The organism is Clostridium sp. (assembly GCF_017888565.1).
Classification (GTDB): Bacteria; Bacillota; Clostridia; order Clostridiales; family Clostridiaceae; genus Clostridium.
This window is the reverse complement of the sequence record NZ_JAGHFX010000056.1, coordinates 1-25,832: the sequence shown is the minus strand read 5'-3', so window position 1 is coordinate 25,832 and position 25,832 is coordinate 1. Positions and strand designations below refer to the sequence as shown.

27 protein-coding genes, 2 pseudogenes and 1 riboswitch are annotated in these 25,832 nt (G+C 26.7%); of the genes and pseudogenes, 5 read left to right on the top strand and 24 right to left on the bottom strand.

What is annotated here, in order from left to right:
• Positions 1-106 precede the first annotated feature (106 nt).
• From J7M87_RS10005 to metA, 3 genes are all read right to left on the bottom strand, one after another.
• Positions 107-505 carry a DUF2871 domain-containing protein gene (locus tag J7M87_RS10005; protein WP_291650914.1) on the bottom strand — a complete coding sequence of 133 codons (399 nt, stop codon included), beginning with the start codon at positions 503-505 and terminating at the stop codon, positions 107-109.
• Positions 506-644: 139 nt separating this feature from the next.
• On the bottom strand, positions 645-1,166 hold the full coding sequence (locus tag J7M87_RS10000; protein ID WP_291650913.1) for an NAD-dependent dehydratase: 522 nt from the start codon (positions 1,164-1,166) through the stop codon (positions 645-647).
• Between the two features lie 123 nt (positions 1,167-1,289).
• Complete coding sequence (gene metA, locus J7M87_RS09995) at positions 1,290-2,207, bottom strand: homoserine O-succinyltransferase (RefSeq protein WP_291650912.1); 918 nt, start codon at positions 2,205-2,207, stop codon at positions 1,290-1,292.
• 119 nt (positions 2,208-2,326) lie between these two features.
• Positions 2,327-2,428, top strand: a riboswitch (purine riboswitch).
• A 42-nt stretch (positions 2,429-2,470) separates the two neighbouring features.
• Between metA and ade the strand changes: the two genes are divergently transcribed.
• Positions 2,471-4,207 (top strand): adenine deaminase, encoded by a 1,737-nt coding sequence (gene ade / locus J7M87_RS09990; protein WP_291650911.1) that lies wholly within the window; start codon positions 2,471-2,473, stop codon positions 4,205-4,207.
• A 293-nt stretch (positions 4,208-4,500) separates the two neighbouring features.
• On the opposite strand, the gene J7M87_RS09985 is transcribed toward ade, so the two are convergent.
• Positions 4,501-5,376, bottom strand: a complete 876-nt coding sequence (locus J7M87_RS09985; protein ID WP_291650910.1) for a LysR family transcriptional regulator — start codon at positions 5,374-5,376, stop codon at positions 4,501-4,503.
• Positions 5,377-5,496: 120 nt separating this feature from the next.
• Here J7M87_RS09985 and J7M87_RS09980 point away from each other — a divergent pair, with 120 nt between their 5' ends.
• Positions 5,497-6,078, top strand: a complete 582-nt coding sequence (locus tag J7M87_RS09980; protein ID WP_291650909.1) for a chromate transporter — start codon at positions 5,497-5,499, stop codon at positions 6,076-6,078.
• Positions 6,071-6,634, top strand: coding sequence for a chromate transporter (locus J7M87_RS09975; RefSeq protein WP_291650908.1), 564 nt, complete (start codon positions 6,071-6,073; stop codon positions 6,632-6,634). The genes J7M87_RS09980 and J7M87_RS09975 overlap by 8 nt, the downstream gene beginning before the upstream one ends.
• 237 nt (positions 6,635-6,871) lie before the next feature.
• On the opposite strand, the pseudogene J7M87_RS09970 reads toward J7M87_RS09975, so the two are convergent.
• From J7M87_RS09970 to J7M87_RS09920, 11 genes and pseudogenes are all read right to left on the bottom strand, one after another.
• Positions 6,872-6,961, bottom strand: a pseudogene (locus tag J7M87_RS09970) (IS3 family transposase); the annotation flags it as partial.
• Positions 6,962-7,076: 115 nt separating this feature from the next.
• Positions 7,077-7,985, bottom strand: coding sequence for a helix-turn-helix domain-containing protein (locus J7M87_RS09965; RefSeq protein WP_291650907.1), 909 nt, complete (start codon positions 7,983-7,985; stop codon positions 7,077-7,079).
• A gap of 158 nt (positions 7,986-8,143) precedes the next feature.
• On the bottom strand, positions 8,144-9,382 hold the full coding sequence (locus J7M87_RS09960) for an NAD(P)-dependent oxidoreductase (RefSeq protein ID WP_291650906.1): 1,239 nt from the start codon (positions 9,380-9,382) through the stop codon (positions 8,144-8,146).
• Positions 9,383-9,420: 38 nt separating this feature from the next.
• On the bottom strand, positions 9,421-10,629 hold the full coding sequence (gene hydF, locus J7M87_RS09955) for a [FeFe] hydrogenase H-cluster maturation GTPase HydF (protein WP_291650905.1): 1,209 nt from the start codon (positions 10,627-10,629) through the stop codon (positions 9,421-9,423).
• Positions 10,630-10,641: 12 nt separating this feature from the next.
• Entirely contained in the window at positions 10,642-12,018 is a 1,377-nt protein-coding gene (hydG, locus tag J7M87_RS09950; protein WP_291650904.1) for a [FeFe] hydrogenase H-cluster radical SAM maturase HydG, read from the bottom strand.
• Positions 12,019-12,043: 25 nt separating this feature from the next.
• The gene (gene hydE / locus J7M87_RS09945; RefSeq protein ID WP_291650903.1) at positions 12,044-13,171 is read right to left on the bottom strand and encodes a [FeFe] hydrogenase H-cluster radical SAM maturase HydE; all 1,128 of its coding nucleotides are present in this window, start codon (positions 13,169-13,171) and stop codon (positions 12,044-12,046) included.
• Positions 13,172-13,251: 80 nt separating this feature from the next.
• Entirely contained in the window at positions 13,252-13,497 is a 246-nt protein-coding gene (locus tag J7M87_RS09940; RefSeq protein ID WP_291650902.1) for a TM1266 family iron-only hydrogenase system putative regulator, read from the bottom strand.
• A 547-nt stretch (positions 13,498-14,044) separates the two neighbouring features.
• Positions 14,045-14,428 (bottom strand): NUDIX domain-containing protein, encoded by a 384-nt coding sequence (locus tag J7M87_RS09935; RefSeq protein WP_291650901.1) that lies wholly within the window; start codon positions 14,426-14,428, stop codon positions 14,045-14,047.
• Positions 14,429-14,574: 146 nt separating this feature from the next.
• Positions 14,575-15,348, bottom strand: a complete 774-nt coding sequence (locus J7M87_RS09930; protein WP_291650900.1) for a YdcF family protein — start codon at positions 15,346-15,348, stop codon at positions 14,575-14,577.
• Between the two features lie 351 nt (positions 15,349-15,699).
• The gene (locus J7M87_RS09925) at positions 15,700-15,837 is read right to left on the bottom strand and encodes a clostri-philic family protein (protein ID WP_291650899.1); all 138 of its coding nucleotides are present in this window, start codon (positions 15,835-15,837) and stop codon (positions 15,700-15,702) included.
• 73 nt (positions 15,838-15,910) lie between these two features.
• Positions 15,911-16,327, bottom strand: coding sequence for a DUF3785 family protein (locus tag J7M87_RS09920; RefSeq protein WP_291650898.1), 417 nt, complete (start codon positions 16,325-16,327; stop codon positions 15,911-15,913).
• Positions 16,328-16,490: 163 nt separating this feature from the next.
• On the opposite strand from J7M87_RS09920, the gene J7M87_RS09915 reads away from it, so the two are divergent.
• On the top strand, positions 16,491-17,807 hold the full coding sequence (locus tag J7M87_RS09915; RefSeq protein WP_291650897.1) for an MATE family efflux transporter: 1,317 nt from the start codon (positions 16,491-16,493) through the stop codon (positions 17,805-17,807).
• 57 nt (positions 17,808-17,864) lie between these two features.
• Here J7M87_RS09915 and J7M87_RS09910 read toward each other — a convergent pair whose 3' ends face one another.
• Positions 17,865-19,622, bottom strand: a complete 1,758-nt coding sequence (locus J7M87_RS09910; RefSeq protein ID WP_291650896.1) for a helicase-related protein — start codon at positions 19,620-19,622, stop codon at positions 17,865-17,867.
• 323 nt (positions 19,623-19,945) lie between these two features.
• Between J7M87_RS09910 and J7M87_RS09905 the strand changes: the two genes are divergently transcribed.
• Complete coding sequence (locus J7M87_RS09905; RefSeq protein WP_291650895.1) at positions 19,946-20,500, top strand: hypothetical protein; 555 nt, start codon at positions 19,946-19,948, stop codon at positions 20,498-20,500.
• A 33-nt stretch (positions 20,501-20,533) separates the two neighbouring features.
• Here J7M87_RS09905 and J7M87_RS09900 read toward each other — a convergent pair whose 3' ends face one another.
• The 8 genes and pseudogenes from J7M87_RS09900 to J7M87_RS09865 all read right to left on the bottom strand — a co-directional run.
• A complete protein-coding gene (locus J7M87_RS09900; RefSeq protein ID WP_291650894.1) occupies positions 20,534-21,460 on the bottom strand; it encodes a patatin-like phospholipase family protein in 927 nt (308 codons plus the stop codon).
• Between the two features lie 218 nt (positions 21,461-21,678).
• Entirely contained in the window at positions 21,679-22,035 is a 357-nt protein-coding gene (gene rplT, locus J7M87_RS09895; protein ID WP_291650893.1) for a 50S ribosomal protein L20, read from the bottom strand.
• Between the two features lie 26 nt (positions 22,036-22,061).
• Positions 22,062-22,259 carry a 50S ribosomal protein L35 gene (gene rpmI / locus J7M87_RS09890; RefSeq protein WP_008679235.1) on the bottom strand — a complete coding sequence of 66 codons (198 nt, stop codon included), beginning with the start codon at positions 22,257-22,259 and terminating at the stop codon, positions 22,062-22,064.
• A gap of 20 nt (positions 22,260-22,279) precedes the next feature.
• A complete protein-coding gene (gene infC, locus J7M87_RS09885) occupies positions 22,280-22,792 on the bottom strand; it encodes a translation initiation factor IF-3 (protein WP_291650975.1) in 513 nt (170 codons plus the stop codon).
• Between the two features lie 368 nt (positions 22,793-23,160).
• Entirely contained in the window at positions 23,161-23,475 is a 315-nt protein-coding gene (locus J7M87_RS09880; protein WP_291650892.1) for a rhodanese-like domain-containing protein, read from the bottom strand.
• Positions 23,476-23,633: 158 nt separating this feature from the next.
• The gene (locus J7M87_RS09875; RefSeq protein WP_291650891.1) at positions 23,634-24,938 is read right to left on the bottom strand and encodes a homoserine dehydrogenase; all 1,305 of its coding nucleotides are present in this window, start codon (positions 24,936-24,938) and stop codon (positions 23,634-23,636) included.
• Between the two features lie 53 nt (positions 24,939-24,991).
• Positions 24,992-25,405, bottom strand: a complete 414-nt coding sequence (locus tag J7M87_RS09870) for a hypothetical protein (protein WP_291650890.1) — start codon at positions 25,403-25,405, stop codon at positions 24,992-24,994.
• A 284-nt stretch (positions 25,406-25,689) separates the two neighbouring features.
• Positions 25,690-25,832: pseudogene (locus tag J7M87_RS09865) on the bottom strand (ABC transporter permease); the annotation flags it as partial.

The following is a 25,832-nucleotide window of genomic DNA, read 5'->3' as shown; positions in this document are numbered from 1 at the left end:
ACTTTATAATTAAACTATATAACAAATCTTGTATAAGTGCAAAAAATAAAGGAGAAATCATCCCCCTTTATTTTTCTCATATCTCTTTATAATTATTATAAAAAAATTATTCTTTTATTGATTTATTAACTATAACTACGAACCATATCATTGCAATTCCAATCATAGCATGTCCAAGTCCAGCTATATGGCTTAACCCAGCAAAGTCAGTTCCTAATACTTGCATTATCCCTCTAGCTGTGAAAGTTCCTAAAACATATATTAATGATACATTATAAAATACTACCCATTTACTAAAATGTTTTATTTTTGATAAGCCGAAATTTTTTTCTAAAAGTAAAACTAAAATAAAGAAAATAAATCCTAATGTTATTGCATGAGTATGTACAACTGATAATACAGTTTTCCCTTCAAACTCATTAAGCTTTGTAAATTCCCTATAAAACACTCCCATTGCCAACCCTAAAACTAAATAAAATGTTGCAAAATTAAAATACTTTTTCATATTATGCCTCCTAATTCAATATAAATTATTAATTAATAATAATTATATAATAAAGCCTAAAGTTATAAATTTCAACCATTATTAAATATATAAAAATAATAAAGCCATAATGCTTTTTAAGCATTATAGCTTTATCATTTTACAAACTATAGAGTTTTCCTAAATCTAAATTTATATCTCCAGTTTTAAATACAATAGACGAATCTATTGAGTACCTATTTTTATAAAATAAAATAATACTTTCTAAGGATTTCTGAACAGCAGAATATAAATCTAATGAATTCCCTTCTTCATCAATTTTACTTTTGTTTACTAAATTAATAAGCTTTACATCCCCTGCTGTTGTAAGAGCCTCTAAAATTAAAATAACATTTAAGTAATTGATATTTACAAGATCAATTACTTCATATTTATCATCTCTATTTAACTCATATAAATTATATATTACCTTAGGTTCTATAGATTTTAATATTAATTTTAAATACTCTATATTTCCATCAAATCTTATTACTATTACATCTTTTTCTATATCTTTTATAATAGGAATTTCTTCATTCTTCCTAAGTATTAAATAAACTTCTACATTATTTAAAATAAGATATTTTACAAAATATACTAGAAAGTTATCTGAAGATCCAAATATAATTGCCCTATCTTTCATAAAATCCTCCGTATATAAGCCTTTCTAAAATCATTATATTATTTTGTATAAAAAAAAGTGCCTTTATTAATTAACATAAACTTAACTCATAAAGGCAAAACTTACTTTTATTAGTAACAATAATTACTTTATATTTTCCAGTTTAAATGGAGTATTTTGATATACACAATAATTTAACCAATTACTAAAAACTATATTTGCACTTCCTCTCCATCTTACTGTAGGAATTTCTTTTACATCATCTTTAGGAAAATAATTTTTAGGAATATCTATTTTTATTCCTTTATTATAATCTCTTAAATACTCATTCTTTAGTGTATCTCTATCATACTCTAAATGACCAGTAATAAATATTCCTCTTTTATCTCTTGTTGCAACTATAAATACTCCAGCCTCTTCTGATTCTGCTAATATTTCTAACTCTTTAACCTTATTTATATCTTTCTTTAATGTAGTAGTATGCCTTGAATGAGGTGCAAAAAAGATGTCGTCTAACCCTCTTGTTAAATCCTCATTAATCTTATTCACCTTGTGAGGAAATACTCCAAATACTTTCTTTTCTAAAGGCTTTTTATTTATATTGTAGTGATAATATAATGCTGCTTGAGCTCCCCAACATATGTGTACTGTAGAAAAAACATTTACCGTGCTCCACTCCATAATTTCTTTTAATTCGTTCCAATACGATACATCCTCAAATTCCATAGTTTCAACAGGTGCCCCAGTTATTATTAACCCATCAAACTTTTTGTCCTTTACTTCCTCAAAATAATTATAAAACTTTTCTAAATGCTCTATTGGAGTATTTTGAGAAGTATAGGTTTTTGTTTGTATCAATGTTATTTCTACTTGAATTGGAGTATTAGATAGATATCTAAGCAATTGATTTTCAGACTGAATCTTCATTGGCATTAAATTTAAAATTGCTATTTTTAAAGGTCTTATATCTTGTGTTTCTGCTCTTTCAATATTCATTACAAATATGTTTTCATTAGATAGAACATTGTATGCTGGAAGCTCTACTGGAATTTTTATTGGCAAATATACCCCCTCCTTATAAAAATATTAAATCATAAAATACAATAGTTTAAAAGTTCATTAGTTCTTTTTTATAGATAAATAATATTGATTTCCCTTTGACAGCTTGTCCTGTATTGCATATAATATATAAAAATAACCTTCATATAAGCCTGATAATATGGTTCGGGCGTCTCTACTATACTACCTTAAATAGTATAACTAAGAAGTTTTAATCCAGGTGAGGTTGTTTATTATTATATTTAAATATACTCAGAGGTGGATTTATGAATAAAAAAGATTTTATATCTCAAATTAAGGCTTCAAGTAAAGCCGAAATATGTGACTTGGTTATTAATAATATAACTATTGTTGACGTATTTCAAAACAGTTCTTTTACAGATAATGTAGCTATAAAAAATGGAGTTATTGTTGGTTTTGGTGATTATAACGGGACAGTCGAAATTGATGGTACTGGTAAATTTATTTGTCCCGGTCTTATAGATGCCCATGCCCATATTGAGTCATCACTAGTCACTCCAAAAGAATACTATAAAGCTGCATTATTACATGGAATCACATCTATAGTTATTGACCCTCATGAAATTGCTAATGTACTAGGAGATAAAGGTATCAGACTTATCATGGATCTTGCTAAAGATACACCATTTGATTTTTACTTTATGCTTCCTTCATGCGTTCCAGCTACTTCTTTTGAAACTTCTGGATCTATATTAAGAAGTACTGATTTACATCCACTATATAAAGAATCTAACGTATTAGGACTTGCTGAAGTTATGAATTTTCCTGAAGTTATAAACTGTTCTAATGATATGATTAATAAACTTTGGGATGCAAAATCAAATAATTTCATAATTGATGGTCATTGTGCTGGCTTTACAAATGATATGCTAAATGTTTATTCAACAGCAAATATAGTTACTGATCATGAATCGCATTTAGCTGAAGAGGTTATTCAAAGACTAAGAAGAGGCATGTATGTCCACATTAGAGAAGGATCTGTCGCAAAAAATTTGAAAGAATTAATAAAAGCAGCTTCTATTTCTAATAGTAGAAGAATTTGTTTTTGCACAGATGATAAACATATAGATGATTTAATAAAAAACGGAAGTATTGATAGCTCTATAAGGATGGCTATTTCTTATGGCCTTACCCCTGAAATAGCTATTCAAATGTGTACGTTAAATCCTTCCGAATGTTATAACCTAAAATACAAAGGAGCTATTGCGCCAGGATATGTAGCTGACTTTTTAATATTAGATGATTTATCTAATTTCAAGATTAACTCAGTTTATAAAAATGGTGCATTAGTAGTAAAAGAAAATAAATTAGTATGTAATACCTCTGATACCCAATATGAATTTCCTAAATTAAACAACATCAATACAAAAAAGATTACTTCTAAAGATTTAGAAATAGATATATATGGGAAATCAATACTTAATGTAATTGAAATCAATCCAAATAAACTTGAAAGTAATCATATAAAAGTTGATATAAGTACTTTAAATAATGCAAAATCATTTAAATCAGATATAAGTTTAGATTTATTAAAAATAGCTGTAATTGAAAGACATAAAAATACTGGTAATATTGGCCTTGGAGTAATAAAAGGACTCAATTTGAAATTTGGAGCAATTGCTACAACTGTTGCTCATGATTCTCATAATTTAATAACATGTGGAACATCTGATGAAGAGATATTATTTGCAGTAGAAGAACTTAAAAAAATAAATGGCGGAATTATAGTTGTTAAAGATAAAAAGGTATTAGCATCAATTCAACTAGAAATTGCAGGATTAATAACTTCAAGAAAATCGAAAGAAGTTGTTGATGATCTTGAAAAACTTCACTTAGCTATTAAAGAAGTTGCTCCAGATATCAATTTCAACCCATTTTTAACCCTATCATTCTTATCACTACCAGTTATTCCAGAACTAAAAATAACTGATAAAGGATTATTTGATGTAAGTAAATTTGAATTTATAGACAATGCTTATTAATACTTTTATTAGAATATCGATTAAGAAATAAATTGTAAAAATAGTCTATAGACTTATTTTTAAACCAGCCTATAGACTATTTAATTTTTATAAGAAAACATTCTTCTTATAAATCCTTCATCTTTATATAAATTATAAGCAATCATTTTTCTATAGAATTTATTATTTCATAAACACTATATTTTTCTTCCTTCCATAACATATAAAATATATAAACCTCTCCCTCAAAATAAAATTTTTATTTAATATATAGTTATGATATGAAAAAGAGCATATTATTCACCTATCTTTAATTAAACTATGTTTTTTATTATATTAACTAATTCCTTAAAGCTATTAGTTTGTACTTTCCCCTTATAAAAAACAATATGGTTTACATTATATAAATTAAGCTCATTAACTTTGATTTCAACAAGATTTCCTAAATTAATTTCATTTTCAACTAATACCCTAGGTAATACTGTTATCCCTAAGTTTTTCTTTGCAGCCTCTATTAAAACTTGAGAATTAACACTTGTCCAGCTAGGATTTACTCTCATATCATGTAATAGCATGGCACTATCAAAAATATCTCTAATAGAGCTACCCTTTTCTCTTAATAGTAACTTTTCTTTTACTAACTCACTTAACGATATAGATTTTTCTTTTGCAAATTTATGTTTATTAGAAGAAGCTACTACTAATTCATAAGAAGAAAAGGGTATCTTTTCAAGTTCTTCGTTATAAACAACGCCCTCTATTAACCCCAGATCAATTTCATTTTTACATAACATATTTTCAATGCTTCTAGCATTATCAACTATAATTTTTGTTGGAGTAGATTTACAAATACCTTGAAACCTTTCTATTATAGTAGGCAAAATAAAATTAGCAATAGTTATACATGATCCTATCTTAATAACAGCATTGTCTTCTAATTCTTTAATATTTTTATCTAAATCATCATATAAATCTAATAGTTTTGTAACCTTTGTAAGAAATAATTTACCTATCTCATTTAGATAAACTTTTCTTGAAATTCTATCAAATAATGATACTCCTAAATAGTCCTCTAGCTCACTTATAGCATGGGAAACTGCTGGCTGTGTCATAAATAATTTCTCAGATGCTTTTGTTATACTTTCCTCTTCACATACTGTTTTAAAAATACGCAAATGCCTAATCTTCATTTTCCCCTCCTAATTCATTACTAAATGTTTATATATTATATAAAATTATACTATTATACTTATGCTATGTCCATGCTATATACTTATATTCATAAGAGTAAATCATAAGGAGTGCATAACATGAAATCTAAAAGTTTTAAACTATATTTTTCACTTTTTAAGGTTACATTTTTAGTGAGTTGTTTCAGCTTTGGTGGAGGCTACGTAATTATTCCATTATTAAGAAAGTATTTAGTTGAAGATATGAAACTGATAAATAATGAAGAACTACTAGATATGGCAGCAATAGCTCAATCAAATCCGGGAGCCATTGCTGTTAATTTATCTTCATTAATAGGTTATAATCTTTTGGGTATAAAAGGAGCTGTTATCACATGTATAGGTACAGTTTTACCTCCCTTATTAATATTATCTGCTATATCTTTCTTCTACGAAGCTTTTAGAAGTAACGTAGTTATTTCTGCAATTCTTAAAGGAATGGAAGCTGGTGTTGCTGCCACAATTGTAGATCTAGTTATTGATATGACCCAAGATGTATTTAAGGAAAAAAATTTATTATTATCACTTTTAGTTCCTTTATCATTTATAGCTAGCTTCTTCTTTAACATAAATGTACTAGCTATTATTATTTTTGGAGTAATAGTTAGCCTTACTCAAATATATGTTAAGAAGAAAAAGTTAGGAGGAATTAGAAATGATTAATATCCTTATTACTTTATTTTTAAGCTTTTGGCAAATAGGTTCTTTTAGCATTGGTGGGGGATATGCTATAATGCCTCTAATTCAAGACCAAATGGTAAATAAATATGGTTGGCTTACTATTCAAGAATTTACTGATATTATTACTATATCTCAAATGACCCCAGGCCCATTATCAATTAATGCTTCAACTTTTGTTGGCCTAAGAATAGCAGGAATACTTGGTGCAATAATAGCTACCTTTGCTTGCGTAATTACTGGTGTAATTATTTCTATTTTCTTATTTAACTTTTTTAAAAAACATAATGATATTGAAGAAATTGCAAATATTTTAAAAGGTCTTCGTTCAACTTCAATTGGTCTTATTGCTTCATCTGCTTCTTCTATAATTTTAATTGCATTTTTAGGAAGAACTACTCTGAGTGGGAATTTAAATAACATTAACATAATTGCTGTTATAATTTTTTCTATTTCATTATTCTTGCTTAGAAAATATAAGTTAAATCCTTTAACAATTATAGCATTAACAGGATTTTTAGGTTTATTTATTTACATGTAAATATTATATGAATATCAATTTTAATACCCATAAAAATATGGCTATATAAAAATAAATTTTTATATTAGGCGATAAAAATGGAAGTTCTAATTTGAGCTTCCATTTTACGTATATATAAATAATATATAAAAATTTCTATTTAAGTTTTAAAACGTCTTTAAGCAAGTAAAATCAATGGTTTAAAATGGTCTCGCATTTTAAACTGATACCTATGTCAAGGACATTATAAAAAAAGGGTTATGCACAAAGAAGATGATTTCTGTATTGAACAGGGGTCATCTTTTTTTGATCCCATTTATACCTGTAGTTATTATAATAAATAAGATATTAACTTTTTTAAGACAATAAAGCTTACTTGAAATTGAATAAATTTTATATTAAATAGATTTCTGAGACTGTGCCATTTTTTAATTTTTAATTATTTATAAAACTTTTTATTTACTTAATTTCTTTTACTATTCATATATAAAATATAAAGGAAAGTAGCTTCCTTAAAATTACGTATATCGAATCCTGTTTCTTTTTTAATTTTTTCAATTCTGTACATTAGTGTATTTCTATGAACGTATAAATTTTTAGCTGCTTTAGTCAATGATAAATCACATTTTAATATTTCCTCTAAAGTTTGTATTAATTCGTGATTAAATCCTTTAAATATATCCTTATACTCTTCTTTAAGTTCCTTTGAATATTCATTTTCTAAATTAAATATAGCTTTCTCTAAATACATATCTTTTAGACAATATATTTCTGGTTTCATTTTAAATTTTCTACCTATCTCTAGAGCTTGTACAGCTCTATTATATGCCCTTTTAAATCCATCAAAAGTATAATCTAAATCACTTATACTTATTTTTGCATTTACTCCTAAAGTTTGTATTACTGTTTCTTTTAAAGAAAAGGCATGATCTTTTTCATACTCTAAATTCCCTATAACTATTATTCTGTCATATATCTCTCCAACATATATATCATTATCTATATATGTATCTTTGACTATCTCTAAAGCTTCATCTTCCTTATTCGTTTCTATTAATAACATTTTATTTGATTTAGTTATTAATGATTCATTTAAAACATCCCATTGTTTTCTTCCCTCTAATAATTCTTGTATTATATTTTCCTTTTTTATACATTTATTTAATACATATTCAACTATAGGTATTATTTTAATATCATCTTGTTCTAATATAATTTTATATGCTTTACTATTTACAAATATTTTTCTCATTACCTTAGATTCTGTTGTGGGTAAATTGTCATATACCTCATTATTATTAGAATCTAACAATCTTATTTTTATATTAGCCTCTTTACATACTTCATTTAATAATTCTACCATTGCTCCCATAAAATCCTCCGCCTCACTAGTAAATCCTTTTCATACTTATATTATATATGAAAATTCAGATAATTAAATATTTTCTTTTCCTTTATAGCAACAATTTAACTAACATTTATAAAAAAATTAGAGGCTATATCTTTATAACCTCTAATTTCTAATATACTCTACTTATGATTTTTTCTAATATATTCTTCTATCTCTTCTGCAACTATCTTAGCATGTGATGCTGCTCTAACTACAGTTTTAGCTCCAGTAACTACATCTCCTGATGCAAAAACGCCTTCTCTTGTTGTATGTCCAACTTCGTCAGTTAATAGAAGCCCCCATTTATTTGTTTCAAGTCCTGTAGTATTTGAAACAATATTATTTTTAGGTGATTGACTTACAGCAATTATTATTGAATCACATTCAAATAATCCTTCTTTTCCTTCAACAGTTACAGTACTTATTCTTTCATTCTCATCTACAACATTTTCAGTTTCTATATATTTTACTCCCTCTTCTGTTAATTCTAAAGGAGACTTAAACAATTCAAATTTAATACCATCTGAAATTGCTCCTTCTAATTCAGCCTTTGTGGCAGGTATATTTTCCATACCTTTTCTATATAAAATATATACTTCATTAGCTCCATTTCTTTTTGCTGTTCTTGCTGCATCCATTGCAACATCTCCAGCTCCTATTACACATACCTTATTTCCTAAATTATAAACATCAGGCGATTTTAAATAATCAATTGCATAATGTACATGCCCTAAACTTTCACCCTTTATATCTAAAGTTTTAGGGTTCCACACTCCGGTACCTATAAATATAGCTTTATATCCATCATAGAAAAGCTTATCTAAAGTTAATACAGGTCCAACTAATGTATTTGGTCTTATTTTAACTCCAAGTTCAATTAACCTTTCTTCATAATGGTCTATAATACTCTTTGGTAATCTAAATTCTGGAATACCATATCTTAATACTCCACCTATTTTATCATGTGAATCAAATATAGTTACTTTATATCCCTTTTGTGCTAATATAAATGCAATTGTTATACCAGCAGGTCCGCCACCAATTATTGCAACTCTTTCATCTAGATCATTTTCTTTCTCAAGCTTTATATTCTCTAAATAGTATTTTGATATATGTCTTTCAATATCACAAAAACTTACTGGTTCATCTTTAATCCCTCTAATACAATTTCCCTTACATTGATCCTCATGAGGACAAACTATAGAACATACTAAAGATAAGGGGTTATTCTTAAATAGTATTTCTCCTGCCTTGGCTATTTGTCCCTCTTTAAATAGTCCTATTATTTCTGGTACAGGAGTATCTATTGGACAATTTACTTGGCATTTTGGATTTTTACACATATAACATCTATTCGCTTCTATAACTAACTCTTTCATGATTATATCCCCCTTTTTTCCTTTGTTAAGTTAATCTTTTAAATTATATCATCATTTTTGGTATTAAATAAAGATAAACTTCTTTCCAATATACCATTTAAATATGCTAATACAATACCATAATTAGTTATTGGAACATTTTTTTCTTTACATTGCTTTACTCTATTAATTACAGTTTTTCTATTTATCATACATGCTCCACAATGAATTATCAAATCATATTTATCTATGTCTTCAGGAAAGTCATGGAAAATGCTATAATCATATGTTAACTCAGCACTAACATATTTATTTAATAGTTTAGGAATTTTAACTCTTCCAATATCTTCATGTGAAACATTATGAGTGCAACTTTCTGCAATTAAAACTCTTGAGTTTTTATTTAAATTTTTGATTTTCAAAGCACCTTTTATAAACTCTTCAAAATCTCCCTTTTGTCGTGCAAATAGCATTGAAAAACTTGTAAGTTTTATATTTTTAGGAACAATTCTATCTACCTCTTTGAATGCTTGAGAATCTGTAATTACTAAATCTACATCTTCTAATTCTTCAAGTGCACTTTCAAGCTCTGTATCTCTCACAACGTAGCTTTTAATTCCGTGGTCTAAACAATCTCTTATACATTGTACTTGAGGTAAAATTATTCTTCCTTTAGGTGCTTCTGAATCTATTGGTACAACCAATATAACCTTACTATTATAAGGAAGTAAATCTCCTACTATTGGTAGTTCTTCCTCTTCTTCTTTTAAAATTTCTATAAGCTTTTCTTTTAATAATTCAATTCCTTCCCCTGTATTTGAGGATAAAAATATCGAATCTTTAAATTTAGTTTGTAATTCTTCTAAAATATTTTCATTAACACTATCAGATTTATTTATAACAACTACATAAGGTATGTTATATTTTTTAAAATTCCTTTTAGCTTCTTTAAATTCTTCCAAATCAATGTCATTTATATCAAAAAGATAAATTGCTACATCAGTTCTTTTAAGTATATCTAAAGTTCTTTTAACCCTAACTTCTCCAAGATCACTTTTATCGCCAAATCCAGCGGTATCTATAATTAAAACTGGTCCAACTGGTATAAGCTCCATTGCTTTTTGAACTGGATCTGTAGTTGTTCCTTCTTTTTCAGATACAACCGAAACCTCTTGTCCTAAAAATCTATTTATCAAAGATGACTTTCCTGCATTAGTTTTTCCAAAAACAGCTATATGTTTTCTATTAGCATTTGGTGTTGAATTCATACAGTTATCCTCCTATAGATATAGATCTCTTTCTCCAGCTCTAAGTCTTTCTAAGTTTTTATCTAAAAGCTCTTTTATGTCATCTCTCTTTATTCTTTCTCTTTCAGTTTTTATAACAGCTTCAGCTTTTTCTAATATTTCTTTATCACCATAATCTATTGCAAATTCTAAAAGAGTAGTCATTGCATTAGGCTCACATACATTTTGAATTTCACCACTCTTTGCAAGCTTCATAAATCTTTCTCCAGTTCTTCCTCTTCTATAACATGCTGTACAATAACTTGGTATATATCCATCATCCAAAACAGATTTTATTACTTCTAATGGAGTTCTATCGTCTGATGTCTTAAATTGAAGAGTTTCTGTCCCCTCTTCTCTTTCCTTATATCCTCCAACTCCAGTGCTTGAACCTGCACTAATTTGAGATACACCACATCTTAATAGTTCTCTTCTCATTTCTGCTGTTTCTCTTGTTGACATTATAATCCCTGTAAATGGTACAGCTATTCTTATAATTGCAACTAATTTTTTAAACATTTCATCATCTACAAGATTTGGAAACTCTTGTAGTGTTACCCCTGATGCTGGTTTTAATCTTGGCATTGAAATTGTATGGAATCCAACGCCATATTTTTCTTCTAAGTGTCTATTATGCATCATAAGTCCTATTACTTCAAACTTAGGATCAGCAAGTCCAAATAATACTCCAGCACCTACATCATCTATTCCTGCTTCCATAGCTCTATCAAAAGCTGTTAAATGATAATTATAATCTCCCTTTAATGATTTTGGATGCATTTTATCATAAGTTGGTTTATGATATGTTTCTTGGAATAATATATAAGTACCTATTTTAGCTTCTTTTAGCCTTTTATATTCTTCTACAGTTGTTGCAGCAATATTAACGTTAACTCTTCTTATTTCTCCATTATCGTTTTGAGTTTTATAAATAGTATCTAAACATTCTAATACGTAATCTATTGGAGCATTAACTGGATCTTCACCAAGTTCTAGTGCAAGTCTCTTATGTCCCATTTTTTCTAGTATTTTAACTTCTTCAGCTACTTCTTTCATAGTTAATTTTCTTCTTCCAAAGTCATTGCTTCGTTTGTATCCACAATAAACACAATTATTTACGCAATAATCACTAACATATAATGGTGCAAAAATTACTACTCTTTTACCATAAATTGAATCCTTAATTTCCCCTGCTAATTTATATATTTCTTTTAAATCTTCTTTATCTTCTACTTGAAGAAGTACTGCTATATCTTCATAAGATAATCCATCTCTTTTTTTAGCTTTTTCTAAAACAGCCTTTATATCTTGACTTGTTGCTCCTTTTGTTTCTTCTAAAATTCTTTCAATATACTCATGATCAATAAACATATAAAACACCCCTATAATCTATAAATTATTTATTCAATTTAATTACTTGTATATTTTCTGATTGGATTCTCTTATCAATAATCTCAGTAAATTTATGAGCATTTTCTTTTCTCCATGCTACATTATCTCCTCTTGTTATCTCAACCTTAAATCCAGCTTTATTTATCCTCCCCTCTATGCATTTTCTGCATTCTGCTGCCTCATCTCCAGTACATATTTTGCCATCGTAAAGTGAATATTTTTCTCTAACACTTGTTGGCGAGAGATTTGGCATAACTACATTTCCACCTGCTTTTATTCCTTTTTCCCTACCTGTTGGATCAATACTTCCAAGAGCTGTTGTAGAAGGTAATAAAACATTTGGTAGCAATAATCTTACTAAAGCTAACATAGTAATAGTATTTTCAAGAGTTCCTGCTTTTTCATCCTTTAGAGGGGTATCCTTATGAGGTATAAATGGCCCAATCCCACACATATGAGGTTCTAGCTCTTTAACAAATAATAAATCATTAACTAAATCCTTATTTGTTTGTTTTGGAAGTCCAACCATAAATCCTGCCCCTATTTGATATCCTATTTCTTTTAAGTTTCTTAAACATTGTCTTCTCTCTTCAAAGCTAGCTCCTGGATGTAATCTCTCATAAAGCTCTTTTGTTGCTGTTTCATGTCGTAATAAATATCTATCTGCTCCAGCTTCATACATCTTTTTATATGACTCATAACTTCTTTCCCCTAGAGATAATGTTATTGCATTATTGGGATACTTATTTTTTATCATTTTTATTATTTCTACCATTCTTTCATCAGTAAAGTAGTCATCTTCTCCACCTTGAAGTACATAAGTTTTATACCCAAGTCTATCTCCAATATCTACACATTCCATAATATCTTCCATTGTAAGTCTGTATCTATCTGCATCTTTATTACTTCTTCTTATACCACAATAAACACAATTTTTTTTACAGAAATTTGTAAATTCTATAAGTCCCCTCATATAGACTTTATCTCCATAAGTTTTCATTCTAGTCTCATGTGCTTTTTGTATTAAATAATTTTTATCATCTTCACTTAAATTATCTAATAAAAATAACAATTCATCTCCACTAGCATTATTAAACTTATAAAGCTTGTCTATAATACTTTTTACCTGCATATACACTCCTCCAAATGCTATTTATAAATATTTACAATATTTTTCATTTCAGCTATATACTTAATAATTTTAGTATCTTATTACATTTCTTTTTTACTAATAGCTGTTTTTACAGTTACCCCTTCAATATTACCTAATTTTCCTGTTAAACTATTAATTTCATTTAAATCACCTGTAACAACAATGGAAATAATTGATATCCCCTCTTCTAATGGTATTCCCATCCTTCCTTTAATATTTCCTCTAAAACTTGCAACAACTTCATTAAATTCAGAATTACACTTACTTGGCTCTTCTAAAATTGCACTTATTACGCCAATCTTCATATCTTATCCCCCCATTTATTATGATGCTGTAAAATTATCATCCAAAATTTAAATTAATTCACTTTTTAACATAGATATTTACATTATAAATTAATGTACTTTCTTTAAGATTGAGATACTTAAACATTGCATAATCACATTTTCATATTTTCTTAAATATTAAAAAGAGCCTATTTTCTTAAATGCAAAGAAAATAGGCTTCTTATATTAATAAGAAAAATTATAGTAATTAAAAGCATTACAAAATTAACTAAGCTTATAACTTAATTTTATAATTTTTATTATTAATATACTATTTACTATTCTCTTTCAAATCAGATCTCTCTTTTTTGTTAGATAATAACTAATTATTTTAAATAAATATTTAAACATATGAATAAAGACTTTCTCTAAACAAATGAATTAATATTCACCTTTCTATCTATATGATAATTATTTAACTTTATGATGTCAATAGCTCTAATTTTATATAATACTAAAGTTATACTTTTCATTGTATTAAAATAAAGAGCTATGTTAATTAACATAGCTCAACTTTCTAACAACTCTATCTATTAATATACATTAAAATTTTTTCTTTTTCTCCTGCTGCGAAATCACAGTCATCAATTTCCTTTGCACTTACCCATTTACCATCAACTATATCATTTCCATATGTTACTCTTTCTTTAAGTTCGCCTTTATAAACAGCACATACTTCATCTCGTTCTTTATTTAATATTTCACCTATTCTTTCTAAGTTAAATATTATAGATTTTAAATCTTCTTTTACAGCTCGTGAAATACATTTTTCTTCTGATTCTTTTCCTCTTATTTTCTTGCCAACACTATACCAAAGTTTTGGTTCATTTTTTTTACTCTTTCTTTGAACAATAAATACATTATTGAAATCATCTTTAATTATTATTGAGCACTCTACAACTTTAGCCATTTACGTTTCCCCCTTAAGCCTAACTCTTTATGTTTTATTAATACTTGATTAAAGGTGATATAAAAATTAATCAAAGAATCATATTAATACTCTACCTCTATTATTCTACAAAAACTGAAATTTACCTTTAGATATTTTTATAAAATTTATTTTTTTATATCTATCAAATATGACTTTATTACAGCTAAAAATTCTCTAGAATACATAACAGGAATTAAAGCTGGAAATGTTCCATTTGTATAAAGACTTATATCCTTATAGCCTAGATTTTTGGCTATCATATTACTTCTAAATGCATGAAAATCTGATGTTATTATCTTTATATTTATATCTCCTATTTCCCTTTTTGTAGAACTTTCCAATATTTCTTTTGAAAATATTAAATTTTCATTTGTACTTGTAGACTTATCTTCCATGATTATTAGCTCTTCTTTCACACCATTATCCACCAAGTACTTTTTCATTGCTTGTGCTTCTGATATATCTTCTCCTCTTCCTTGACCTCCAGAAACTATTATTTTAGGTTCTTTATCTTGATTATTAATATATTCAATAGTTTTATCTAATCTTTGCCTCAATGTAAGACTAGGCTTTTCACCTTTAACCCCAGCTCCAAGAACTATAACGTACTCTGAATAATTTTTATTATTTTTAGGGAATATAACTATTGCACTTTCTATTATTATAAAAATCAATAATATTATTGCTATAAAGCACTTTATAATATTAAAAATTTCTTTAATACTTTTTCTATTATCAATAAATTGCTTCATTCTTTCTTTTATATAGTGATAAATAATTAAAATAATTCCAGTTCCTAAAAATATTTCACTGAAACTAATCTTCCCAAATATTAAATTTATACTTATAGAGTACATAACAATTAATATACCTATTATTAAATCCATTTTCTTAATCATAATTTTCTCCCTTCAATCATTTTTAATTAAATCTCATCTTATAAGAACACTTTTAATTATTATTTTTACCTCTAACTAATAACCTTTGTATCATTCAACTATATATTATCATATTTATCACGCTTCATTACCATTAAATTTCCAATTGTAATTTAATTTTAAGTATTGAACAAATACATATATAGGTTTTAATTAATACACTACTTACAGCATGTCATTATAAGCTTACGTATGTCCAATAATAGCTAGATTAAAAAAATTATAGAATTTTATTTACATGATAATTTTTTATAATTCCTAGAAAAATAAAAAAAGATAGGTAAATTTAATCTTACCTATCTTAAAACCGAACTATTTTATTGGATTACCTTTGAAATCTGTATATTCAGCTCTATTTTCATCATTACCTACATTATCTTGATTTTTATGTAGTTTTTGTCTTCTTGTACCTTTTTGCATAGGATTTATATCTTTCTCATTCTTTGTCATATAAAACACATCCTTTCAAAAGTATTTTATACCCTAAATAAAATTTAATACATCAAATATTTTACTTTATATATTAAAGTTCAAATTCTTCAATTTCTATAGAATATGTTCCACAATTTTTACAAACTATAACTGTAACTAAGTAACTTTTATCAACTATTCTTTCTCTATTTAATCTAGTGAAAGATTTTTTTTCGTATTCATTATCGATACTACTTGTAATAAATTTATTATTTTTTCCATACGCATAAAAGTAGAACTCTAAAAAGTCAAAAACCTTCTTTTTTTCTTCCTTTCCAGCTTTACAGTTGCTGCAACAACTTTCATAATATGCATTTTGAAAATCTACTTCATCACTATTTGAAAGTAATCCTAATATTTTGTTAACATCAATACCTTCTAATTCCTCATTTTCATCATTCACAAAGTATTCTAAATTATCTTCCCCTAAAGTATATTCTTTTTCATCAAATTTAAATTTATATGTCATCTATATCTTCCTTTCAAAGCTAAAACTTTTATTTTACTTATCTAAGTTATTCTAAGACTAATTCTAATTAAATACTAGTAATTTGTAATATTATTTAATTAAAGATATAATCTTTATGTCAGTTTATATATTATATCATAATTAGACAACAAAGGAGAGTCAAATGGATAGCAATCTATCTTTAAAAAAACAATTTTTTAAATATTTAGTCCCCTCAGTTACTGCAATGTGGATATTTTCATTATATACAATGATAGATGGTATTTTTGTTAGTAGAGGTGTTGGAGAAACCGCTCTTGCAGCAGTGAATATAGCAATGCCTTTTATAAACTTTATATTTGCAATATCTATGTTATTTTCAACGGGAGCTTCTACAATAATTTCTATTTATATTGGAAAAAATAATATTAAAAAGGCTAATGAAATTTTTTCATTTAATTTATTTTGCATGTGTACTATATCACTATTAATAACATTATTATGCTTGTTAAATATAGATAGAATATCTTTATTTCTTGGAGCTACCGAAAATACATTTAATCTAGTAAAAGATTATTTAAAAATAATAATAAGTTTCAATGGATTTTTCATCATTTCTTATTGCTTAGAAGTATTAACAAAAGCTGATGGATATCCTTATCTTGCGATAATAGGTATGATTATTTCTGCCATTACTAATATAATTTTAGATTTTCTATTTGTTATTATCTTAGGTTTTGGAGTTACGGGGGCAGCTTATGCGACTATTATTTCTCAAGGAGTATCTTTTATATTCTTTTTATCGCATTTTATGAGTAAAAGATCTAAACTCACTTTAACTAAATTTGAATTCAAAATAAAACATTTAAAAAGGATATTATCTATTGGATTTCCAGATGCAATAACAGAACTTACTTCTGGGATTGTTATACTTCTTTTTAATCAAACTATATTAAGGTATATAGGAGAAAGTGGCATCGTTACATATAGTATAATTTGTTACGTAAGTACTTTAGTAATAATGACTATGATAGCAATCACTCAAGGAATGCAACCATTATGTAGTTATTATTACGGAAAAAAAGAATTTAAAACAATAAAAAAGTTAATAAAAATGAGCCTAAAATCTGTTTCTATATCATCAATTGCAATATTTATACTTTGTATAGTTTTTGCTAAAGAAATTGTCTATATATTTATAAAAGATTCTTCATCACCTTTATTTACATACTCTGTTTCGGCTTTTCGTTTATTCTCTAGTTCTTTTTTAGTTCTTGGATTTAATGTATTAGTTTCTGGATATTTTGCTTCTATAGAAGAAGCTTTTAAGGCGACCATAATATCTATATGTAGAGGACTTATTTTTGTTACTTTAGCTTTATTTTCCTTATCATTTTATTTTGGTGATACCGGAATATGGATTGCTACTTTAATTTCAGAATTGATTTGTCTTTTATTATCTTTATATTTATTATTAAAGAGAAATAAGATAGCAACCTAATTTTAAAGATAAAAAGAAGATAGTTGAATTTTATTTTCTCATCTATCTTCTTTTAAATTAAATTCTTATCAATATTTCATTAATCTCTTCACTTACCTTAAGTCTTTCTTCATGAATCCATTTAAAATCAAATTCTAAATTAAACACTTTACAAAATGAATAATACATATTTATCCTTTGATAATAGCATTCAAGTTCATCTAAATTTCCTTTAAAACATTGAGGTCTACTTATTACTTTATTCTTCAATACAAATAATTCCTCAACATAATCTAAGAATGTATTCATAAGTTCATCTTTTGATATATCAAATGGTATTTTTAATAACTCCCATTGTATTTCTTCTTTTAATTTATATTTTTTTATGCTATCTAATATAATTAAATATTCATTTATGTCCATTTTTCTATAATAATCTATTGATTCTTCTCTTGTTGCCCATAAAGCCAGTTTTTCATTTAATGGAAGGTTTTTAATATTTAAAATAGCATCTGACGGTCCTAAAACAGCTGCATTTATTATTTTATCTTTCTCTTCGAGCTTTTCTTTTATAAACTTTTGATTATCTCTTACCGTGGCAACATAACCAACTTCATAAATTCCTTTTCTTCCTGCTCTACCAGCAACTTGCTTTACTTCTTGTGAAGTAAGATACCTAATTTCTTCACCATCAAATTTTTGTATATCTAAGAATACGATTCTTTTTATAGGTAAATTCACTCCCATTCCTATAGCATCTGTTGTTATAAGAACTTTATTTTCTTTGTTAATAAACATATCATATTGTTTTCTTCTTACCTCTGGAGGTAAATCTCCATAGATTATACTAGCTTTTATTCCCATATTAGAATACTGCTCTGCTATTTGTAATACTTTTTTCTTAGAAAATACTACTATTGCATCTCCTTCTTCTGCATAGTTATAATTAAAATTACTTTCTTGGACTTCTAATGGAATACTCCTTTTATATTCTTTAAATTCATAATCATCATTACAATCTTTAACTATCTTTTCGACTACTCTTTTTGCATTTAGTGCACCACAAATATGAATTTCATTACATCTTAGCCCAAGTAAAGCTCTTGTCCAAGCAGCTCCCCTTTGTGAATCATCTATCATTTGAATTTCATCTATAATAGCTATATCATATTCCTTTTTTAAATCTACCTTTTCTATTGTACAGGATGTATGTGTAGCCCCTTCTTTTAATATTTCTTCCTCTCCAGTCAATAAGTTGCATATAACTCCATTATTATTTAATTTTTCATAGTTCTCTAATGCTAGAATTCTAAGAGGAGATAAATAAACTCCATTCTTTGCTACTTTCAATCTTTCCATTGCTGTATAAGTTTTACCAGTATTTGTTTCACCTAAATGTATATATATCTTTCTCTTAATATTTCTTGCTAAACTATATTCATCTTTAGGATTATCTGGGAAGTTTTCTTCAAATTCCTTAGAAATTAACTTTGGAATATGTTGCCTTGTTAATACAGACATAAAACCTGAGTTAATAAAACTATTATAGTTTCCTCTTATTACTTGGTAAAAATCAAAATCTGTATTATTCTTTTTATTGTAATCATCTAATAGTCTCTTAGAGATATATTCCAAAAGCTCTTCATATCTTTCGTTTATACTTGAAAAATCCTTAAAGCCTTCATTTTCCATATCTTTAAGCTGTCTTATCTTTTTTCTTAAAGAAGATTCTTGTTCAATTAAAGCACCTACTTTTGAGTTATGTGCTATTTCCTCTATTTGATTAATCTGCGATTTTAACTTCTTAAACTCTCTTTGCATTGCATTCTTTTTCAAATAATCACCTCTCGTATTAAATACCTATTGTAAAAATCTCATTTGTAAATTATAATAACTTATCCTTAAATATATTTCTAGTTTATATTATTTTACTAGATATTATTTATATTTATTGTATCATAATTACTATCTTCCAAATTTTATAGCACTCTTTTAACTTTAAGCTTATTATTTATTAATATTTTTATTAAAATTTATATATTTTTAGATTTTCTTAAGGATAAATTAAGTTTTATACTATATAATTTATATATATTTATTTTATGTTTTTATTTTACTTATTATTTAATATTTATTTATTCGGGGGATGATTTTACAAAATGAAGAATAAAGATATTTATTTAGTGTTTTCAAATACAGGAACACTACTTTCAAAATGTATTAACTATTATACAAAAGATCCATATGTACATGTTTCATTAAGCTTTGATAATTCTTTTAAAAAAATGTATTCATTTGGAAGGGTTTTTCCTCAGATTCCTTTTATAGGAGGCTTAGTTGAAGAAAACTTACAAGATGGTGTTTATAAAAGATTTCAAAATAGTAGATGCGTTATTTATAAAATTAGCATAGATGATGAACAATATACTCTATTAAAAGAAGAATTAGAACGTTTCTTAAAAGAACAAAAAAAATATAAATATAGTTTATTAGGATTAATAGGTGTTGCTATTCAAAGGCCTATTAAAAGAGATAACCATTATTTTTGTTCTGAATTCGTATCACATCTTTTAATTAAAAGTAATATTTATGACTCTGATAAAATTCCTGGCCTTACAAAGCCAAGTGATTTATTAGATATAAATCATAAAGAATTTGTATATGAAGGACTAGCCTATGAATACCATAGCAAATATGCAAATTTAATGTGCTAAAAAAACTGAGAGCTATAATCTCAGTTTTTTTATTTATGTGCTTATATCAATATCCTTTTCCTCATTACTCTTTAATAATCTCTTAATAAAATTATATATTTTAAATAACCTTGGGAAGCTTCTTTCCTCTTCTATTTTACTCTTAAACTCTGTCATTTTCATTATAGGATCTAAAAGTTCCATCGTATTTTCATATCCTTCTTTTATTCTATTTCTTTTTGCTGCTTCATCTAAATTTAAAGTTCCATTTATAACACTTTCATTTAAATTTCTTGGATATATTTCTATAATTTTTGCATTTGGATATAATGCTCTATCAACTCTTGCTTCCCTTGACAATAATACAACAATTATAATATCACAGCCTTCTCCATACACCGGCTGTATAGGTGTATTATCACTTATACCTCCGTCTATATATTTACATCCAAACAACTCAGTTGGCTCATATATTAGAGGTAGAGATGCTGATGCTATCACTATTTCTTTTCCTATTTCATTATTAAAATCGTTAACTTTAAAATATTTTACTTTAAAATCTGGTAATTCAGTACAAGCTGCGTAGCAAATCTTACTGTTCTTTTTCATTAAATTTATATCTAAATACTTATTTACTATTTCTTTTGCTCCATCCTTTGAAACTGCACCTTCTTCTATCTTTTGACTCATATACTTTTTCGCTATATTTATATTTTTCCCACCAAGTATAAGTCCAATTCCTTTTTTAAATAATTCAAATTTACTAATAGGAATAAGCTTATCTATAGTTACTTCTTCCCATAGTGCTTCTGCATCTTTCATATTATCTTGTGCAAATAACACTGCATTAAAAGCTCCAATTGATGTACCTGAAAATACTTCTATGTATTTATCAATTTTAAGTTCCTTTAATGCCTTCCAGACTCCAAGTTCATATGCTCCCTTTCCTCCCCCTCCAGACAATACCAACCCCATTTTCATATTGATCCCCTCTTTTTAAAAACTTTGTAAATCTATAAATATTATATAGCTAATCTTCAATTTTTGTTAATTATACTTTTTTATTTCATTATAAATTCAAATTTACTTTTTAAACTTTTTAATTTTTCCACTTTAATATATTAGAATTAATAAAGATCATAGCTATAACAAAAAAACACCTTAAAATTTCATTTTAAGGCGTTTTTTAATAGTATAAACTATTTAATTGAATTTTTTGCTAATTCTACTAAATCTGCAAACGCTTTTGGATCGTTTATAGCTATTTCTGATAACATTTTTCTGTTCATATCAATTCCAGCTAATTTAATTCCGTTCATGAATCTTGAATATGAAAGTCCATTCATTCTTGTAGCAGCATTAATTCTTGCTATCCACAGTCTTCTGAAATCTCTTTTCTTTAATCTTCTTCCAACATAAGCATTTCTTAAAGCTCTTATTACTGATTCATTAGCAGTTTTGAATAATCTGCTTTTTCCACCATAGTAACCTTTTGCAAGCTTTAATACTTTTTTATGATTCTTACGAGCATTTACCGCTCTTTTAACTCTAGCCATGTTTAATCCTCCTAAAAACCTCTATATTATAGGTATGGTAATAATTTCTTCATTGCTTTTTCTTGAGTAGTTGAAACATAAGCAGTTTTTCTTAAGTTTCTCTTTCTCTTAGAACTTTTCTTTGTTAATATATGACTCTTAAAAGCCTTAGCTCTTTTTAATTTCCCAGTTCCAGTTTTCTTAAATCTCTTTGCTGCACCTCTGTGGGTTTTCATTTTTGGCATGATACTTATCTCCTCTCAAGTTACGCTTTTTTAGGGCCTAAAACCATTGTCATGTTTCTACCTTCATGCTTAGCAGGCTTTTCAACAACACAAACGTCTTCTAATTTAGAAACAAAGTTATCTAATATTTTTTGTCCAATATGTCCTAATTGTGCTTCTCTTCCTTTAAATCTAACAGTGATCTTAACTTTATCCCCGTCTAATAAAAACTTTTTAGCATTTTTAGCTTTTATTGCAATATCATTTTCTTCAATAGTAAGACTACATCTTATTTCTTTAAGAGTAGTTATCTTTTGCTTTTTCTTAGCTTCTTTTTCTTTCTTTGATTGCTCATAAATATACTTACCTAAATCCATTATTCTACATACTGGTGGGTTAGCAGCTGGAGAAATCATAACTAAATCTAATTCTTTCTCATCAGCCATTCTTTGAGCTTCTTTTGTTTGAAGTACGCCTAATTGATTTCCTTCTGAATCAATCACTCTAACTTCCTTAACTCTTATATTTTCATTACAAGTAAAATCCTTACTTATACCAGGTCACCTCCAAAATTTTAAATATAAACACAACAAAAATAGAGGACATATTTTGCCGCCCTCTAGTACTTATAAAAAACCAGTTAAAATAACTAGCAATTATTACAAAACTACATTACCCTACTAAGCATGGCCGTAAGGTGAGAAACGGCAGTTTCTTCTTAAATATGTTATCATATTATCATTCTTTTTTTATTGTGTCAATGCTTTTATATTATTTATTATTTACAATTACTTTATATATTATACCATATAAGTATTGGTTTTTAAATAAGTATTTAATTTAAACGAAAATTTCTTAAAATTTTTAATGATAGTATTTATAGAAATATTCTTATTCTCTTTTAATACTATTATAATCTATCTTATTCTATTTCACCTGTATAATCTAAAATTCCACCTCTTAAATTATATAAGTTACTAAACCCTTCTTCTTCTAATATAGAGCAAGCAACACTACTCCTAACACCTACCTTGCAATAAACTAAAATAGGCTTATTTTTATATTCTTCTATTTCATCTAGTTCCCACTCTAATTCATCTACAGGTATATTTATAGAGTTTGTTATTTTTGACTCTTTAAACTCATTCGGCCTTCTTACATCTAATATTAATAAATCTTCTTTATCTTTAATTAATTTTTGAGCTTGCTCATTATTAATTGATTTTATATTACTCATACGTTTACCTCTTATTTTATTTTTTCTACTATTATAATACTTTAATTATATCTATACAACTTATCATATAAAAGTAATTATTAACTATTTATAAATAAAAAATAAAGGAGATTATAAAATATATTAACTAATATATTTTTCTCTCCTAAATTCTATAATTATTTATTAAATTCCTCTATTCTTATTAAATTATTAATCTTATATACAGAATTCAACTTACATACGCTATCAATAGCTTCAATTATATTTTCTTCATTAGTATAATGGGTAACTAGAACTAAAGTCACCTTATTTTCATTGTCATTATCTATTCCTTTTTGTATAACTGAAAGCAAACTAACATTCATCCCACCAAATACTGAAGTAATTTCACCAAGAACACCTGGTCTATCTTCTACTGTTAGTCTTATATAATATTTACTTGTTATATCTTTTATATTACCTATTTCTTTATCCCATAAATTATTTTTAACTACTGGATTTAGATTATCTATATCTATATTACTCCTTAATATAGATACAATATCTGATACTACAGCACTTCCTGTTGGTAGGTCTCCTGCACCTCTTCCATAAAACATCAGATCTCCCACAGCATTACCTTTTATAAATACTGCATTAAAAGAATCATACACATTTGCTAGAGGATGATTTTGTGGAATCATAGTTGGATGCACCCTTAATTCAAGACTCCCATCATTATCTTTGACTATTGCTAGTAGCTTTATTACCTTATTAAATTCCCTAGCATATTGTATATCTATTGATTCAATTTTTGTTATTCCTTCTCTATATACATTTTCAACTTTTATTTTAGTTCCAAAAGCAAGAGAAGATAATATAGCTAATTTATATTGAGAATCAAATCCTTCAATATCTGATGTTGGATCTGCTTCGGCATATCCCATTTCTTGAGCTTGACTTAAAGCTTCATCAAAACTTAAATTATCAAATTCCATCTTTGTTAATATATAATTAGTTGTTCCATTTACTACTCCATATAGCTTTTCTACTTTATTAGCTGTTAAACTCTCATTTATTCCATTTATTATTGGAATTCCACCTGCGACACTAGCTTCATAATTAAACATAACACCTTCATTATCAGCTTTTTCAAAAAGTTCATCTCCGCCAGTAGCTAAAAGCATTTTATTTGCCGTAACAATATGCTTTTTTCTTTTCATAGATTCTAGCATATATTCCCTAGCAGGTTCAATTCCCCCCATTACTTCTACTACAATTTTAATTGAATCATCATTAATAATTTCACTAAAATCTGTTGTAAGAAGTTCTTTGGGCACATTTACAGATCTATCTTTTTCTAAATCTCTAACTAGTATTTTTGCTACCTCTACTTCATAACCTGATCTTTTCATAATTTCTTCTTTGTTTGAATTTAATATCATCCAAACACCACGTCCAACATTGCCTAGCCCCATTAAAGCAATTTTGACTTTTTTCATTTTAATTCCTCCCTCACTTAATTTGCTTATTGCTAATATATCCATTATACTAATTAATCTATTTTTTTACTATTACTAGTTATAATTTTCAATAAAAAACCCATTCTACTTCTATATGTATAGCCTGCATTTGCTATTAAGTCAGCATGTATAGGTGTTAATTCTTGATGCATTCCTATCATAACTAATGGTAAGAATAATGCTCCTGAAACTGCTCCTGATAGAACAGAAACTATAGTATTATCAGAAGAAATTGTTTGAGAGATTATAAAACCAATTCCATCTGAAATAAATCCGCCTCTACCTGGAGTTAAAACTTTTCCTAATAAAGTTATATTAGCTAAAGCTGCAGATGATAGTATTCCACCTAAAACTCCACCCATCATTGGCATTTGTGAACCAAATTCTTTAGCTGCATTTACTCCAACTAATTCGACTAATTTCTTTGCAATTTCTTGATTTGTCATAAAAGACATCCCTCTTATAAATAATAATAATATAATTCCAAACTAAATAGAAAAGTTTTTTATTTATCTCTCCTCCTTAATAATAGTTTTCAAAACTATATCTTCTCTTTTTATTCTTATTAAATTATATGATTTGTAGATTTAATATATAATAAATAATCAAAATAACAATTTACTTATCTATAAAGAATTATTTTTTTATTATAGTAAAATTTGCAATTATCCTAATTTGTTAGATATATAAAAAAAGGTAAAGAGTTATTAACTCTTTACCTTTCATAATATTATCTCTTACCAGCGTCAAATGGTTCTCCAGATGCTTTTGGTGCTTGTGATGATTTAGAGAATAAAACTAAAGCTATTAAAGTTACAACATATGGGAAAATCTTTAATAATACTCCTGGTATTGCCGCTAATGACGGTATTG